Below are 14,403 nucleotides of genomic sequence, written 5' to 3'. Positions count from 1 at the left end.
CTTACCTTATTTCCGTAATTTCCGCCGGATACGCGCCACCACACTAGCAAAATCCGTCAACCCAAAAAGGTGCAACAGCACGGCGTAAAGCATACCGCCAGCCAGCACCATGGCCCCTAACCATAAACCCCGCAGCAACAAACCATGAGGGAAGGCAATTACAGCCGTAAGAGCCCACAACCCAGCCCCCATCAAGCCAGACGCCACACAAGTTAACGTCAACCGCCGTTTTGTCTGTGCTTCAAGCTCCAGCGCATTCCGTCTGTTCAGCAAAAACGCCAGACATGCGACATTGAGACAGGCTGCCAGACTACTGGCCAGTGGAGGCCCCACATAAACCAACGGTTTCATAAGCAGCAGGTTCAAAACCAGATTTAAAACCAGAATACCTACGCCCACATACACAGGCGTGCGTGTATCTCCCCGCGCAAAAAATGCAGGAGAAAGCACTTTCACCATGACAAAAGCGGGAAGACCCAGAGCATAGGCACATAACGCACGCGCTGAGAGCAAGGCGTCCTGCTCGGTAAAGGAACCGTGGCCAAACAGAACAATCATGATAGGCCCGGCCAAAACCAGCAAACCGGCAACGGCTGGCAAAGTCAGAAGCAAAACATAGTCGATGGATCTGTTCTGGGCAGCACGAGCAGCCTCATGCTCTCCTGCGGCCAAATGACGTGTCAGAACGGGAAGAAGTGTTGTTCCGGCAGCAGCCCCGAGAACACCGAGCGGTAGTTGGTTAATACGATCAGCAAAATACATGAGTGAAACACTGCCCGAAGGCAGTAATGTTGCAATAATCGTATCGATGGTCAGGTTAATCTGCCCTACACCACTCCCGATCAGACCTGGCACCATGCGTTTAAGCAGCAAGTGTATACGCGGCGTAAATTTGGGAACCAAAGGCATCAGACCAAAACCGGCCTTGTGACATGACCAGAGTAACAGCCCTAACTGAACCACCCCTGACGCTGTCACTCCCCATGCTGCAGCGTAAGCCACATTGGGCATATAGGGCGACACAAACAGAATGGCGATAATGCCCACAATATTGAAAGCCAGATAGGCAGCGGCTGCCATACTGAATTTATGCAGGCCATTGAGCACACCCGCCACCAGAGCTGCTGCACAAATAAGGACCAGATACGGAAAAGTAATACGGCTCAGGCTAACGGCAAGAGCATATTGCTGGCCCTCCCTCAGGAAGCCTGGGGCAATAACCGGCAAAATCTGCGGCATGAAAACTTCACCCAGCACGCAGAGACCGGTCAGCCAGACGAGCATAATTCCCAAGGCACGGCGGGCAAAAAGACGTGCCTCGCTTTCACCTTCCTTGGCAAGGATAGAAGAAAAAAGCGGCACGAAGGCAGCGTTAAATGCCCCTTCCCCAAATAACCTGCGGAACATGTTGGGGAGTCTGAACGCTACCAGGTACGCATCCTGGAGTGCCCCTGCCCCCATAAATGCTGCAAGAAGCTGGTCACGCACTAACCCGAGAATACGGCTGAGCATGGTCCAACCGCCAACAGTAAGGAAACTTCTGAACATGAGACCTGTATAGAAAAAGAGCCAAAGCCCGCATGGAAGGGGAGAGGCGGATACGCAAAACCTTTGTTCTGCTTCTTATGCCTGCATCAGGAAGTAACTATGCTATCTAATACAGAATGCCTATCTCTATTCGTGCTCGTCCCCCACTCTGGAAAAGCACGAAACACTGACACAAAATAAGTCATCGTTCAGGCCAAAGGGAGTTTCATCAGGAATGCAAGACACCACGCCACAGGCCAAGATTTCCGGGCCGCCGCGCTGCACTCTTGTCAAAGCCAGCCACCGCTCTCGCAGAGGGCAAGAGATTGCACGCAATGTTCTGGCGTTTTTCATCCTGGCCATTGCTCTCTACACCATTCGCGGCTTTATGCCGGCGCTCATGTGGGGATGCGTTTTTGCGGTTGCAACGTGGCCGCTTTACACACGGGCGCAGCTCTTCTGGCCGAAAGCGGCAAAAGGATTATTGCTTCCTTTTCTCTTTACAGCAGCCATGACTCTCATTTTTGTCATTCCGCTTCTGCTTATTACACTTGAAGCAGTCGGGGAGGCCCAGAGCGCCCTGAACTGGTTAGAGAAAGCGCGCCAGTCCGGTGTACCGGTACCTGAAGCCATCTCCCATCTGCCCTTTGGTCGCCAGACTTTGACGCAATGGTGGCAGGCTCATCTTGCCAACCCTAAAGATGTTTCGGGCTTGGTGGGTGCTCTGGATAGCAAGGGGATGGCTGTCACCAAAGCCGTTGGCGCACAGGTTGCTCACAGAGGCACCCTGTTCTGCTTTTCTATTGTGACTCTGTTTTTCCTGTACAAGGACGGTTCTTCAGTTGTGCACCAATGCCGCATTGCCTCCCGTCGTGCTTTTGGTCGCCGGGGTGAAATTGTTGCACGCCAGATTGTTGCGTCCATACATGGCACCGTGCAAGGCCTGGTTCTGGTGGGTATAGCCGAAGGCGTACTCATGGGCTTTGTCTATTTTCTGTGCGGTGCCCCGCACCCTGCCTTGTTTGGGGTGATTACTGGCGTTGCGGCCATGATTCCATTTTGTGCCATGATCGCCATAGGGTTTGTGTCTCTGCTCATTCTGGCGCAAGGCGCGTCAATGGCAGGCATTATTGCGTTCTGTATCGGTGCGATTGTCATTTTTGTGGCAGACCACTTTATACGCCCCGTCCTGATTGGCGGCAGCACGAAACTGCCTTTCCTATGGGTACTTTTGGGTATTTTGGGCGGAGCCGAAACATGGGGGTTGTTGGGGCTATTTGTTGGCCCCGCTGCCATGGCTGCACTGGACCTTGTGTGGCGTCGCTGGACTGTTGCGAGTTCCCGCCGCCAAAACCAGATAGAGTCCTGAAAAACAAAAAAGGGTGTTCACTAAGAACACCCGCAGCACTTTCTTATTGTAAGGAAAGTCTCAAGCAAACAAGATATCGGGCAGGCGGGATTCGAACCCACGACCCCCAGTCCCCCAGACTGATGCGCTACCAGACTGCGCTACTGCCCGTTTGCTTGGTGAAGAGGTCTTTAGCAGTCTCTCCAGAAAGGCACAAGCCACCCTTTCTCTTTTTTATGCAGAAAGACGCTGCCGTAACGACTGCAACTCAACCAGAATATCCTCAAGGTCCTCGCGCAAACGCTGATTAACCTGCACCAGTTCCGCAACTTTTACGGCCTGTATTTCATCAACAGGCGAAGAAACAGTGTGAGGTTCTGCCTGTAATTCCTCGACAGACGAGTTCACTTCAACCTGCGCGGACTCAATCGTTGCCTCAGACAAAACGGACAAAGAGTCTTCTACTGAAGATGAAATATCGCCCTGTTCTAATGTCGAAGCTTCATCGGTTACGTCTGCAACATCCCCGTATTGCTCGAGCGTATGTTCGGCAGCGATATCTTCAACATAATGAGCGCCTGCATAAACGAGCGTATCTTCGCTCACCGCCACATCGCTCTGCTCTGCCTGACTGTCCGTCACATCCCAAGCGGGGATAGATGCTTCTTCTGTACTATCATCTTCCGGCTGCGCAACACGGCCGCCATCCACTACTTCACCGACAGGGAAATCCTCTGACTCGCCACCTGAAGAAGTAGAATGTTCAACCGTCGCATCAACAGTCTGTGGCTCAGCATTGGCAACCGGTTGATCGCCCTCTCGCAGCAGTCGCTGAACACCTTTTACGGTGTAGCCTTTCTGATACAAAAGATCGGCTATGTATTTCAGGAGATCAATATCAGACGGACGATAGTAACGCCGCCCTCCCCCCCGTTTAAGGGGGCGGACCTGTTCAAACCGCGTTTCCCAAAACCGCAAGACGTGCTGAGGGACATGCAACTCATCGGCTACTTCGCTAATCGTCCGAAAAGCGTTCGGGCCTTTTTCAGAGTACAGAAAATCTTCTTCGACCGAAGGCACAGTCTCGGCTTCAATCGGCTGTAAATTAGGATCAGTCATTATCATCTTCAAAGTCTGCATCGACAGACTCATGGTTTACTTGTGCACGGAGAAGCTGACTGGGTCGGAAGACCAGTACAGAACGGGGTAATATAGGGACTTCCTCCCCCGTTTTGGGATTACGCCCACTCCGTTGGCCTTTCTGGCGAACAGAGAACGTCCCGAAACCACTGATTTTTACACTCTCCCCTTCTTCAAGGGCGAGCATCACCGTTTCCAGAATATCTTCCAGAAAAGCGGCTGAATCTTTCCGGGACAGCCCAACCTGCTGGTAGATAGTTTCTACCAGAGACGCACGCGTGACAGTTTCCATAGCCCTGAGCCTAGCATGTAAAAAAGGGCCGTCAATTCACTCCGTGTGACAAGTAGGCTTTCAGGCTACAAAAATTACATCCGCGCGAGGGCTGAGCCCCACGTTAAGCCGCCACCCAATGCCTCCATTAGCACCAAATCGCCCTTTTTGATGCGGCCATCACGCACCGCTTCATCAAGCGCCAAGGGAATCGAAGCGGCAGAGGTATTGGCATGACGATCAACCGTCACCACCACCTGTTCTGGCGGCAAACCAAGCTTTTTACCAACACCTTCAATGATACGGATATTGGCCTGATGTGGCACCAGCCAAGAAACGTCACTGTAGGATAGGCCTTCAGCCTCTAGTGCTTCATCAACTGAGGAAGAAAGCTTGGCTACAGCATGACGAAACACGTCACGCCCGTTCATTTTTAAGTGACCACTCATTTCTGGGCGGCCAACAGCTCCGTCAACATACAACAGATCCCCTGCCGTACCGTCAGAATGGAGATGTGTTGACAGAATACCGGAGTCACCAGCCTGATCTGAGCCAGACACAACAACCGCACCTGCGCCATCACCAAAGAGCACACAAGTACCGCGGTCTGACCAGTCAACAATACGAGAATAAACCTCGCTACCAATAACCAATACGTTACGGGCCAAACCGGAGCGAATAAAAGAATCTGCTGTTGAAAGCGCAAAGATAAAGCCAGAACATGCGGCTGCAATATCGAAACCAAAGCCCTGCGTCATACCCAGCTCAGCCTGAATACGGACAGCAGTGGCCGGAAAAGCCTGATCCGGCGTGGAGGTACCAACAATAACCGCATCAATGTCAGTCGCAGCCAGACCAGCATACTCCAGCGCGCGGCTGGCAGCTTTTGCCCCCATGCTGGCCGCCGTATCGTCAGGACCAGCAATATGACGGCGGGTGATTCCGGTACGGGATTTTATCCATTCGTCAGAGGTCTCAAGCCGGGCTGCCAGTTCATCGTTAGTTACGACCCGATCCGGCAGAAAGCTGCCAAACCCTACCAGGAGCGAACGTCTCGCCATCTCTGTTCTTTCATTATCCAGCAGCTCACGCCAACACCATTTGTGGGCGAAGCTCTGCGTACTTGTGCCTCAGGACGCTATAACTGCTGGTTCGCGTTCTGCAACACTCTGCTGATGGGAAAGAAGCGCCCCCATGTGGGACAGACGCTCACGAATACCATCGTTGAAACCATGGGTTACCATGTCCATGGCGACATCAACGGCAGCAGCAAAACCTTCGGCATCTGTGCCACCGTGAGATTTTACAACCACGCCGTTCAAACCGACAAACACAGCACCGTTATAGCGGCGCGGGTCCAGCCACTCCTTCATCCGCTCCAAACCGGGGCGAACCAGAAGGTAGCCGAGCTTGGCAACCAGACTGCGGCTAAACACCTGACGCAGGAGGGTAGTGGCCATTTTCAGTGCCCCCTCACCCGTCTTGAGTGCAACATTGCCTGTAAAACCGTCTGTCACCACCACATCGGTGGTGCCTGCGGTAATATCATGCCCTTCAACAAACCCATGAAACTGAGATGCCAGAGGGCTTTCACGCAGGACTTCGGAAGCAATGCGCAGCTTCTCGTCGCCCTTCAGTTCTTCAGAACCGATGTTAAGAAGGCCGATACGGGGGGCGGGCAAGCCTAGTACGGCTTTTGCAAACGCCTCTCCCATAACCGCAAATTCTACGAGATTACGCCAGTCACACACCACATTGGCCCCGAGGTCGAGCATGACCACGTCACCTTTAATGGTAGGACTGATAGCTGCCATGGCAGGGCGTGAAATGCCAGGCAGGGTTTTGACCACTATTTTGGCCAAGGCAAGCATGGCACCACTATTGCCGGCAGAAACAACGCCACGGGCCTTACCGCTTGCAACAGCATCCATCCCCAGACGCATGGAAGACTTCCGGACCCGAAGGGCCGCAGTTGGCTTCATGTCCATGGGGATGGACTCATCTGTATGCCAGATGGTGCAGATGGCTTCTGCTTTCGGGTGCCTGGCAAGCAGCGGGCGAAGCTTTGCTTCATCGCCCGTCAGAAGCACACGCATACCGGGGTGACGATCAGCAGCAATGGCGAGTCCGGCAACGACCACATCTGGAGCCCCGTCCCCACCCATTCCGTCTACGGCAAGACTAAACGTCTCGCTTTGCTCTGAAGGGGAAGTTTCTGGAATCTCTCTATTGCTCATGCCTGCTTCTCTGCCATGCCGCAGATGCCCACTCCTATACGTGCTGTGTGCCCTTAACAGTCATAACAACAGATCAAGGGCACTCACCTGAAATCAGGCGCGAACAGCAACTTTCAGTGCTTTGCCTGCGGCAATCACTTCACGACCATCATAGTGGCCGCAGTGGCTGCAGATGTTGTGCGGGCGCTTCAGTTCACCGCAGTTTGAGCATTCAGCAAAAGCTTCAGCCGTCAGAGCCTGATGGCTGCGACGCATGCCACGGCGTGAAGGCGAGGTTTTTCTTTTAGGTACAGCCATGGGCCCGAGCCCCTCCAAAACAATTCTTTAGCGACTGCACACAGCACAGAATGCCGTGCAACAGACAAACAAAACAGGTTTATTAACCAGATTGAGCGCGGGCTGTAGCAGAGAGCTGTTGCTTTCGCAAGCAACAGCTCAAGAAAACCCGTGTTTGCACACTAGCTATCTTTACGGCGCAACCGCTCAAGTTGAGCAAACGGATTAACGCGCTCGGCCTGCGCTTCTTCACGTGCTCTTTTCTCTACTTCTTCTTCCTTCATGACAAGCCCTTTGGGAAGTTGGGCATTGGGCGCATGCGGATAAAGAGGCAAATCCAGTGCAAACTGCTCAATGGCGGCCTCACCGAGATCGACGGAGTCTCCCTCGTAAGGGATCTGGTCAATAGCCTCCAGATCAGGCTCTCCGCTTTCGTCAAAATGTTCTTCAGGCACAAACTCTACCGTAAAGGAGCCTGCCAGAACGTCCTCAAACGGTTCCAGGGTCACAACGCAGTTCTGCTTAAAACGCGCAGCCAGAGCGCCCTGAGCTGTCACCACATTCCGCCTGCCGACCTGCAACTGGTATTTGCAGCGCAACATGCTGACTTCAGCCAGATTTAAACGGGCGGCAATATGCACGCACTCTTCAGGCGTGGCTTCCACTGTAACAGAAAGGCCGCCAACCCCGATTCGGCGTACCGGGGTAGGACGGGAAAATTCGGACTTAGGAGCCATGTAAACCTCCTGAAAAAACACCAGCATGAGAGACGGCGCGGCATACGTCATACCTCACGAACGGGTAAGGCACGGTCTATGCCGTATCATAAACTACAGGTGCCGTAAGAGCTTGATGTGTATTTTTCCGGCAAAAACGGGGGCATGTGGTATTCAGTAATTGACGCACCGCGCCCGTTGGGGCATCCGACAAGGGAGCCATGCCTTTTTACAAAACGGCACAGCCATGCGTTTAATGACCAATGACCGCACAACCCGGGGTGCCCGACAGACCATGATGCAGCAACGCTCACACACAATGGCGCGTCTTCGCAAAGCTGGTAGCCTTTTGGCTGCCCTTGGCGTTCTGTCTGGCTGTGCGGTCTTCCGTCCCACCCCCATTCCACGCGGCTCACTCATTGAAGCGGATGACTATAATCAGCTTATTCCGGGTACCAGCACCCGCGCGGACGCAGTGGATCTTCTGGGGTCATCCACAACGCGTGGCGCGTTTGATGACAACACATGGATTTATATTTCCATGACAACCTATCTCCGTCCCATTGATTTTCCGGGCGTGAAGAAGCAGCAGGTTGTTGTGCTTAAATTCAATCAGGCAGGTACGCTGGACAGCCTGCGCACCCTGAGCCGGAAAGATGCCCGCCCAGTTGCCATGATTAGCCAGGTTACACCCACACCAGGCACGAGCATCAATATCCTTCAGCAAATTCTGGGTAACGTTGGCCGCTACAACCCCATGCAGAACCTTATGGGCGCAGGCAGCACAACCGGCACAGGCATGATGGGGCAGAACTCCGGCCCTGGTCACTTTGGCTCGGGTAACTCTCTCTAAAGTATCCTGATACCGTAAACGCAACGCAGTTTGCGTTTACGGCAAAATAATCTTTACACGCAAACCACCTTGCGGCGAGGTTGAGAGTTCCATCTCCCCGCCATGGGCGCGCACGATGTCACGTGCAATGGTCAGACCCAACCCTGTTCCACCACTTCTGCCGCCGCTCTCAAAAGCCCTGAAAACGGCAGCATGATGCTCCGGCTGTATACCTGGCCCATCATCATCAACCAGCAAACATACACCCTCAGAGACAGCGCGCGCTTTGAGGGTAATGCCTCCTCCATGCCTGCGGGCGTTATCCAGCAAGTTCATCAAGGCACGGCGCATGGCGTCCGGTCGCATGGTAACCTGTAAATTCTTCTGGACACTCACGGCATAAATAGTCGCCCCTGCGCGCTGCGCTGCAAGCACGACATCATGCAGGAAGGGGGTTACCTCGACCTGCATGGGGGTTTCAGCCCCTTCACCTCGTGCAAACGACAGGTAACTGTCGATCATGTGCTCCATCTCGACCACGTCACCAATCATGTCCTCCACGTCTTCCTTGAGGGTCTCCGCCTGAATGGTTCCGCGCTGCGGCATCATAGCCAAAGAAAGACGAATGCGGGTCAAAGGTGTTCTCAGATCATGTGAGACACCGGCAAGCACCCCTGTACGCTGCGACACAAAGCGGAAAATCCGGTCCTGCATGCGGTTAAAGGCGATCGCTGCTTTCCGAACCTCCTGCGCACCCTCGGGCTTGATGGGTCCTATATCCCGCCCCAACCCAAATTGTTCTGCAGCATGGGCCAGCCGCCGGATAGCCCGCACCTGATTACGCATAAACAGGCTCGCAATGGTAAAAAGGAGCAAAGAGCTCCCGAGTGCCCACGCCACAAAAAGCCAGATTTGCCCCATATCCAGTCGTTTACGAGGAGCCTCTACCTCCAACACACCGTCACTAAGCTGAATGGAAATCAGCACCGTATGCGGGTCACTATGCCAGTTTATGAAAAATGGCTTGTCGATGGTTTCTTGCAGAGCATGTGCCAGATCTTCATCCATTGGCCCAAGGACATGGTTGAAGCCGGTGCGCCGCAGGCGTGCGTTGGGCTTCCATGTTTCAACTAGAAGCAGATGATCCCGCGCCTGCGCCACAAACCATTGTTTGTCACTCTGTTTTTGTAGTTTTTCGAGCGCATTAAGGGAGAGAACGACTTCTGCCGCCACAGCACTGGAAAGACGGCGGGACACAACCTTAAGAAAATTACCGTAAAAAAGTTCTAGCGAAATTGCCTGTGTAATGAGCAGGGGTATAAAAACGATCAGCAGCGACCGCCCCAGCAGAGAGCGCGGTAATACCCGCCGTACGGATTTTTCAACCCTACGGGACTGGAGCACCCGCCGAGGAAAATAGTGGAGCGCCTGCCAGCCCATAATAGTTTACTGCACACCAGGCTTGAGCACATAGCCCCGCCCCCGAATGGTGTGAAGAAAGCGCGGCTCGCGCGGATCAGGTTCAATACGACGGCGGAGCCGTGTGACCTGTACGTCTACGGCGCGTTCTCCAATTTCCGCCATATCAAGGGCGCGGGCAATTTCATCGCGTGTAAAAACATCATTAGGTCTGCGGGCAAGCACAGACAAAAGAGCCGCCTCCCCGCCAGTAAGATGAATATTGCCGTCCGGGCCGGATAAAAGGGCTCTCACCGGGTCAAACTCTTTGTCTCCCAAACGGATAATACGCAGATTATCGGCTGCGGGAGCGGGAGCCAGCCGCCGCAGATGCGCTTTCAACCGTAGCAGAAGTTCTCGCGGCTCAAATGGTTTGCCCAGATAGTCATCCGCCCCTGCTTCCAGACCAGAAATCCGGTCTGCTGGTTCACCACGGGCTGTTAGCAGAATAACTGGAAATTCCTGCCGTGCTTCACGCAGGGCACGGGTCAGTTCCAATCCGTCCTCTCCCGGCATGGTCACGTCCAGCACCATGGCGTCTGGCTGAATACCGCCCAAGGCTTTCCGGGCTTCCGCTGCATTAGCTGCAACACTGACTCTCAGCCCGTTCTCGGAAAGGTAGCGCTGTAACAGCCGCCTAAGCCGTGCATCATCATCCACAACGATAACGTGAGGGGCTGTACCTTCTTCGTATGTAAAATCGTGCGGATTATGCGCCATGACGTCCCTTCTTTCGCGCTGTACCTTCATCGGCCACCAGAGCACGACTGCTTTCCGAGAGCATGCCCCACATGACGCGACGGAACCCCTCAACAGCAGCGCCCCCTGCTTCCCGGTAAGCGCCCATCAAACGGTGCTTTGCTGCAGCAAAAAGCTCAGCCTCAACAGTCTGACCCGCTTTGCTTAAACGTAAAAGCTTTTGCCTTCGGTCACGGAGGCAGGACTCGCTCTCAAGGTAGCCGCGCTCCTGCATCTCCCCCAAGGTACGGCCAAGGCTTTGCTTGGTTACGCCTAAAATATCCTGCAGGCGGCTGACTGGAATGCGGGGGCTGAAGGCCAGCACCTGCAACACCCTGTAATGAGCCCGGCCAATGCCATGATCTTCCAGAATCGGGGACACGGCCTCCGCCATATCGCGCCCGGCCAGAAACATCATAGTTTGAGCAAGACGGATCTGCTCTTCCCGTAAAAAGAGTAACCCTGCACCAGCTTCATCCGTTGGGCGATACCCGCTCATGCTCAGATCCGGTTTTCTTTTTTCAGGCTGGTTCAGCAGGCGTGACGGCATGAACGGAGCCGGGCTTAGGGCGCATAAACACGCCCAACAGGCGCGTTTTAAGTTTGCCAATTTGCCGGACGCCAGCAAGCCGGTGCTCAATAAATCGCGCCATATCAGCCTCGTTTTGTCCCCGCGCCAGCCAGAACAGAAGGGTTGCGCCATATATGCTTCCCAACGTCAGGCGCTTGGTCACGTAAGTAACGCCAGAAGACTCATCCTGCGCGGCCTGCCAGATGGCATTAACCGTCCGTAACATGCTGCGCCGCAAAGCCCCTCCAGCGCAGGGTGCAGCCAGCACACCAAAGCCACTTCTGGCACCAGTACGCATAGCTCTCTCAACGGGCAGACGCAGCAGGAGCGCCTGTTTAACACGCTGGCTCAAGCGTTCTTCCTCACAACTCAGCATGGCGGAAAGCATGTCGCGGTCACATAGGTCTGACCAGGATTCAACCATTTCTACCGGGCCACCGGGAAACAGCAGGTCAGCCTCAGGCCCCGCAACATCCCGCAATGTGGCCATACGCCACCCGCGCTCCCCAGCAACAGCAGCCACTTTACGCAAGGCTTCATCCCGTACTGCATCCCGCTCCAGTGGGGCTGGCATACTGCTTGCTGCCAGACCTGCGACTGCAAAAGAAATTGCCTGCTGTATTTTCAGCCCAGCCGAAACATTCATGCCCTTACCCCGTACCGTACCATTTCCGCCTCAAAACCAAGGCGGCCTAGATCTGTCATGCGCATGGGATAGAGAATCCCATCCAAATGGTCCATTTCATGCTGCATGACGTGTGCGCGGAAACCAGACGCCACACCGTTAATCCGTTTGCCAGTCTCGTCATATCCCGCATAGCGGACCCGCTTGTAACGCGGCACTTGCCCACGCAAACCGGGAATAGACAGGCACCCCTCCACCCGTGGAATCATCTCATCATCTACCGGTTCAAGCTCCGGGTTCAGAATAACCTGAACATCAAGGGCTGGATCATCTTCTCCCTCACTACGGACCTGGGGCACGGAGTAGAGAAAAAGCCTTTTCGAAACATGCACTTGTGGTCCAGCCAGCCCCACACCGCCTGCATCCGCCAATGTCTCTCTCATGTCAGAGATAAGGCGCTGGATTTCCGGTGCCGTAACATCCTCAATTTCCGCCGCCCGTTGGAGCAGAACCGGGTGACCCATACGCGCAATTTTAAGAATGGCCATGTTTCTCTCCTTCTCACATCTGCACTCTGTCACAAGAGTTTGTTGATAAGAAGCAAGAACGAATTGTGTCTTTCTGCAAGCCCGTGTTATAGAGGCCGCCAATAGAGGAATCGGTATGTGCCCTGCGTGCTGCCTGCTCCTTTTTTTATATCACTTCAAAACCGGGGTAACCGGGTTTTCTGAAACAGGGGTTAGTGACCAAGTGCACGTTCTCGTCCGTGACAACAATGTCGATCAGGCTCTAAAGGCACTCAAAAAGAAAATGCAGCGCGAAGGCATTTTCCGCGAAATGAAGCTGCGCCGCCACTTTGAAAAGCCGTCTGAGCGTAAAGCTCGTGAGTCTGCTGAGGCAGTTCGTCGCGCTCGCAAGATGGAACGCAAGCGCCTGGAACGCGAAGGCTTCTAAGCCTTCCCTTCAGGGATCAAGAAAAAGGCCGGACCACCGCATGGTGTCCGGCCTTTTTCTTTGCGTTGCTGCCTCCCTTAACCCGGCAGCATCATGCGGAAGAACCAACCGCTCCCAATCCCCACCAAAACGGTAACCAGCAACGAACAGCGCATAGCCGCTACGATTGTGACGGTGAGCGCCAGTAAATCTGCCATTCGACCTGCGGCAAAATCAGGTGCAAGCACGGCTATCAAGACACAGCCGGGCGCTGCTTCCATAACTTTGGCTGTTCGAGGCGCAATATGCTGCCGGTTTAACAAGAGATAGCCGCCAATACGTGTGCAATATGTGGCAAGAGCCATCAACAACAGGGTGAGAACAGTCATGACCGTGCCTGCACCCATGCCACTGCTGCGCCTGACAATGCTCCTAGGGGAACATACCAGCCCTTAGGCAAAACCATATAAGCGGCAACGGCCACGCCAAGACTGACACCCCACGGCAGAGCAGAAGCCATGCCTTTCCACATACCGCGCAGCAATACAAAGAACACTGCCGGAAACGCCATGTCAAAACCGTACCGACTCACATCCCCCATAATAGGTCCGGCAACAGCCCCTATCGCAGTGCCAATAACCCAACTCATATACAAGCAGAGGGAAACACTCATATAATAAGGCAGGCTAAACCCTGTTTTGCGGGCATCTGTCAGGCTTAAGGCCCATGTTTCATCACACATGAAAAACAGGCAGAAGAGCATTTTATTGCGTGGAACAGCGCGCAAATGCGGTGCCAGTGCGGCGCCCATAAGCAGATGACGGCTGTTAACAAGAAATGTGACACCTACAATGAGCAGGATATGTGGGGGAGATGTCCACAACCCCACAGCGGCAAATTCAGAGCCACCCCCAAAATTCAGCCCTGTCATCATAGGCACTTCAAATAGGGCAAAACCACGCATCCGGGCTTGCGCACCAAGCACAAGACCAAACGGAATAAAGCCCAGCATAATGGGAAAAGCAGAACGCAGACCGCGTAAAACCTCCATACGCGTAGACGGAGGACAGCGAGAAGCAGAGGCAACCTGCACGATAGGGTTTCCAGACAGGAGAAAAAAGGAAGCCCGTTTATAGCAAACACCCCAAAGCAGGTGTGTGCAAAATCATCTCCAAAATTCTGAATTATTAGAGTAATATGCTAAAAAATTTTTCCAGAAGGAAATTTTATGCCACCTGCTTTAGACAGAATAGATAAACGTATTTTGGCTGCGTTACAGCGAAACGGCCGTATGAGTAATGTGGAACTGGCAAAAGAGGTTGGGCTATCCCCTACCCCATGCCTAAGGCGTGTCCGGATGTTGGAAGACGCTGGTATAATCGACCGCTATGTTGCCTTGCTCAACCCAACAAAACTGGGTGTGACAACCACCGTCTTTGTACGCGTCTGGCTTGAAGGGCAGGATGAAGATACCGTCAGCCACTTTGTTAAAGCCATTCAGGCCTCACCTGAGGTTGTAGAATGCCATTTGATGGCCGGCGACTGTGATTTTCTGTTGCGCGTAGTTGCAAAAAACATTGAGGCCTACCGCCAGTTTCAGGCGGAACATCTTGCACGTGTTAAAGGGGTGCGCAGTTTAAAAACCGATATTCCCATGCAGAAGGTTAAACTGTCGTCGCGGATTTCTCACAGTTGAGGCAATTTCGGTTCATTTTGTAGAATTCAGTCATC

Annotated in this window: 18 protein-coding genes and 1 tRNA gene; 4 read left to right on the top strand and 15 right to left on the bottom strand. The window is 53.7% G+C overall.

Annotated features, from left to right (window positions below):
- Positions 1-6: 6 nt before the first annotated feature.
- A complete protein-coding gene (gene murJ / locus ACTIDN_RS05605; RefSeq protein ID WP_441376291.1) occupies positions 7-1,548 on the bottom strand; it encodes a murein biosynthesis integral membrane protein MurJ in 1,542 nt (513 codons plus the stop codon).
- A gap of 214 nt (positions 1,549-1,762) precedes the next feature.
- On the opposite strand from murJ, the gene ACTIDN_RS05600 reads away from it, so the two are divergent.
- On the top strand, positions 1,763-2,896 hold the full coding sequence (locus ACTIDN_RS05600) for an AI-2E family transporter (protein WP_441376290.1): 1,134 nt from the start codon (positions 1,763-1,765) through the stop codon (positions 2,894-2,896).
- Positions 2,897-2,972: 76 nt separating this feature from the next.
- Here ACTIDN_RS05600 and ACTIDN_RS05595 read toward each other — a convergent pair.
- From ACTIDN_RS05595 to ACTIDN_RS05565, 7 genes are all read right to left on the bottom strand, one after another.
- Positions 2,973-3,046 (bottom strand) — tRNA-Pro (locus ACTIDN_RS05595).
- 63 nt (positions 3,047-3,109) lie between these two features.
- A complete protein-coding gene (locus ACTIDN_RS05590) occupies positions 3,110-3,994 on the bottom strand; it encodes a MerR family transcriptional regulator (RefSeq protein WP_441376289.1) in 885 nt (294 codons plus the stop codon).
- On the bottom strand, positions 3,987-4,343 hold the full coding sequence (locus ACTIDN_RS05585) for an integration host factor subunit alpha (RefSeq protein ID WP_415508814.1): 357 nt from the start codon (positions 4,341-4,343) through the stop codon (positions 3,987-3,989). The genes ACTIDN_RS05590 and ACTIDN_RS05585 overlap by 8 nt, the downstream gene beginning before the upstream one ends.
- A gap of 38 nt (positions 4,344-4,381) precedes the next feature.
- Positions 4,382-5,347: a beta-ketoacyl-ACP synthase III gene (locus tag ACTIDN_RS05580; RefSeq protein ID WP_441376288.1), complete on the bottom strand. Its 966-nt coding sequence runs from the start codon at positions 5,345-5,347 to the stop codon at positions 4,382-4,384.
- Positions 5,348-5,416: 69 nt separating this feature from the next.
- Positions 5,417-6,523 carry a phosphate acyltransferase PlsX gene (plsX, locus tag ACTIDN_RS05575; protein ID WP_415508805.1) on the bottom strand — a complete coding sequence of 369 codons (1,107 nt, stop codon included), beginning with the start codon at positions 6,521-6,523 and terminating at the stop codon, positions 5,417-5,419.
- 93 nt (positions 6,524-6,616) lie between these two features.
- Positions 6,617-6,820, bottom strand: a complete 204-nt coding sequence (gene rpmF / locus ACTIDN_RS05570; RefSeq protein WP_048838778.1) for a 50S ribosomal protein L32 — start codon at positions 6,818-6,820, stop codon at positions 6,617-6,619.
- A gap of 161 nt (positions 6,821-6,981) precedes the next feature.
- Entirely contained in the window at positions 6,982-7,536 is a 555-nt protein-coding gene (locus ACTIDN_RS05565; RefSeq protein WP_415508806.1) for a YceD family protein, read from the bottom strand.
- Positions 7,537-7,810: 274 nt separating this feature from the next.
- Between ACTIDN_RS05565 and ACTIDN_RS05560 the strand changes: the two genes are divergently transcribed.
- Positions 7,811-8,368: an outer membrane protein assembly factor BamE gene (locus tag ACTIDN_RS05560; protein WP_415508815.1), complete on the top strand. Its 558-nt coding sequence runs from the start codon at positions 7,811-7,813 to the stop codon at positions 8,366-8,368.
- A 36-nt stretch (positions 8,369-8,404) separates the two neighbouring features.
- Here ACTIDN_RS05560 and ACTIDN_RS05555 read toward each other — a convergent pair whose 3' ends face one another.
- Genes ACTIDN_RS05555 through def form a run of 5 tightly spaced genes read right to left on the bottom strand, consistent with a single transcriptional unit; the run spans position 8,405 to position 12,287 of the window.
- Positions 8,405-9,787, bottom strand: a complete 1,383-nt coding sequence (locus tag ACTIDN_RS05555; RefSeq protein ID WP_441376287.1) for an ATP-binding protein — start codon at positions 9,785-9,787, stop codon at positions 8,405-8,407.
- Positions 9,788-9,793: 6 nt separating this feature from the next.
- Positions 9,794-10,525 (bottom strand): response regulator, encoded by a 732-nt coding sequence (locus tag ACTIDN_RS05550; RefSeq protein WP_415508808.1) that lies wholly within the window; start codon positions 10,523-10,525, stop codon positions 9,794-9,796.
- Positions 10,515-11,042 (bottom strand): MarR family winged helix-turn-helix transcriptional regulator, encoded by a 528-nt coding sequence (locus ACTIDN_RS05545; RefSeq protein WP_415508809.1) that lies wholly within the window; start codon positions 11,040-11,042, stop codon positions 10,515-10,517. The genes ACTIDN_RS05550 and ACTIDN_RS05545 overlap by 11 nt, the downstream gene beginning before the upstream one ends.
- 22 nt (positions 11,043-11,064) lie before the next feature.
- Positions 11,065-11,760, bottom strand: coding sequence for a rpsU-divergently transcribed protein (locus ACTIDN_RS05540; RefSeq protein WP_441376286.1), 696 nt, complete (start codon positions 11,758-11,760; stop codon positions 11,065-11,067).
- Positions 11,757-12,287 carry a peptide deformylase gene (gene def, locus ACTIDN_RS05535; RefSeq protein ID WP_441376285.1) on the bottom strand — a complete coding sequence of 177 codons (531 nt, stop codon included), beginning with the start codon at positions 12,285-12,287 and terminating at the stop codon, positions 11,757-11,759. The genes ACTIDN_RS05540 and def overlap by 4 nt, the downstream gene beginning before the upstream one ends.
- A gap of 202 nt (positions 12,288-12,489) precedes the next feature.
- Between def and rpsU the strand changes: the two genes are divergently transcribed.
- Positions 12,490-12,693 carry a 30S ribosomal protein S21 gene (rpsU, locus tag ACTIDN_RS05530; RefSeq protein ID WP_006557524.1) on the top strand — a complete coding sequence of 68 codons (204 nt, stop codon included), beginning with the start codon at positions 12,490-12,492 and terminating at the stop codon, positions 12,691-12,693.
- 77 nt (positions 12,694-12,770) lie between these two features.
- Here the strand turns inward: rpsU and ACTIDN_RS05525 are convergent, their stop codons facing one another.
- Both ACTIDN_RS05525 and ACTIDN_RS05520 read right to left on the bottom strand, forming a co-directional pair.
- On the bottom strand, positions 12,771-13,061 hold the full coding sequence (locus tag ACTIDN_RS05525) for an AzlD family protein (protein ID WP_441376284.1): 291 nt from the start codon (positions 13,059-13,061) through the stop codon (positions 12,771-12,773).
- Positions 13,058-13,765 (bottom strand): AzlC family ABC transporter permease, encoded by a 708-nt coding sequence (locus ACTIDN_RS05520; protein WP_441376283.1) that lies wholly within the window; start codon positions 13,763-13,765, stop codon positions 13,058-13,060. Before ACTIDN_RS05520 ends, ACTIDN_RS05525 begins: the two co-directional genes overlap by 4 nt.
- 135 nt (positions 13,766-13,900) lie before the next feature.
- On the opposite strand from ACTIDN_RS05520, the gene ACTIDN_RS05515 reads away from it, so the two are divergent.
- Positions 13,901-14,368, top strand: coding sequence for an Lrp/AsnC family transcriptional regulator (locus ACTIDN_RS05515; RefSeq protein ID WP_441376282.1), 468 nt, complete (start codon positions 13,901-13,903; stop codon positions 14,366-14,368).
- Positions 14,369-14,403: the final 35 nt, after the last annotated feature.

Origin of the sequence: Acetobacter sp. (genome assembly GCF_052102375.1) — a bacterium.
Lineage (GTDB): Bacteria > Pseudomonadota > Alphaproteobacteria > Acetobacterales > Acetobacteraceae > Acetobacter.
Note: the sequence above shows the minus strand (reverse complement) of the source record. Positions and strands in the feature narration are given on the sequence as shown.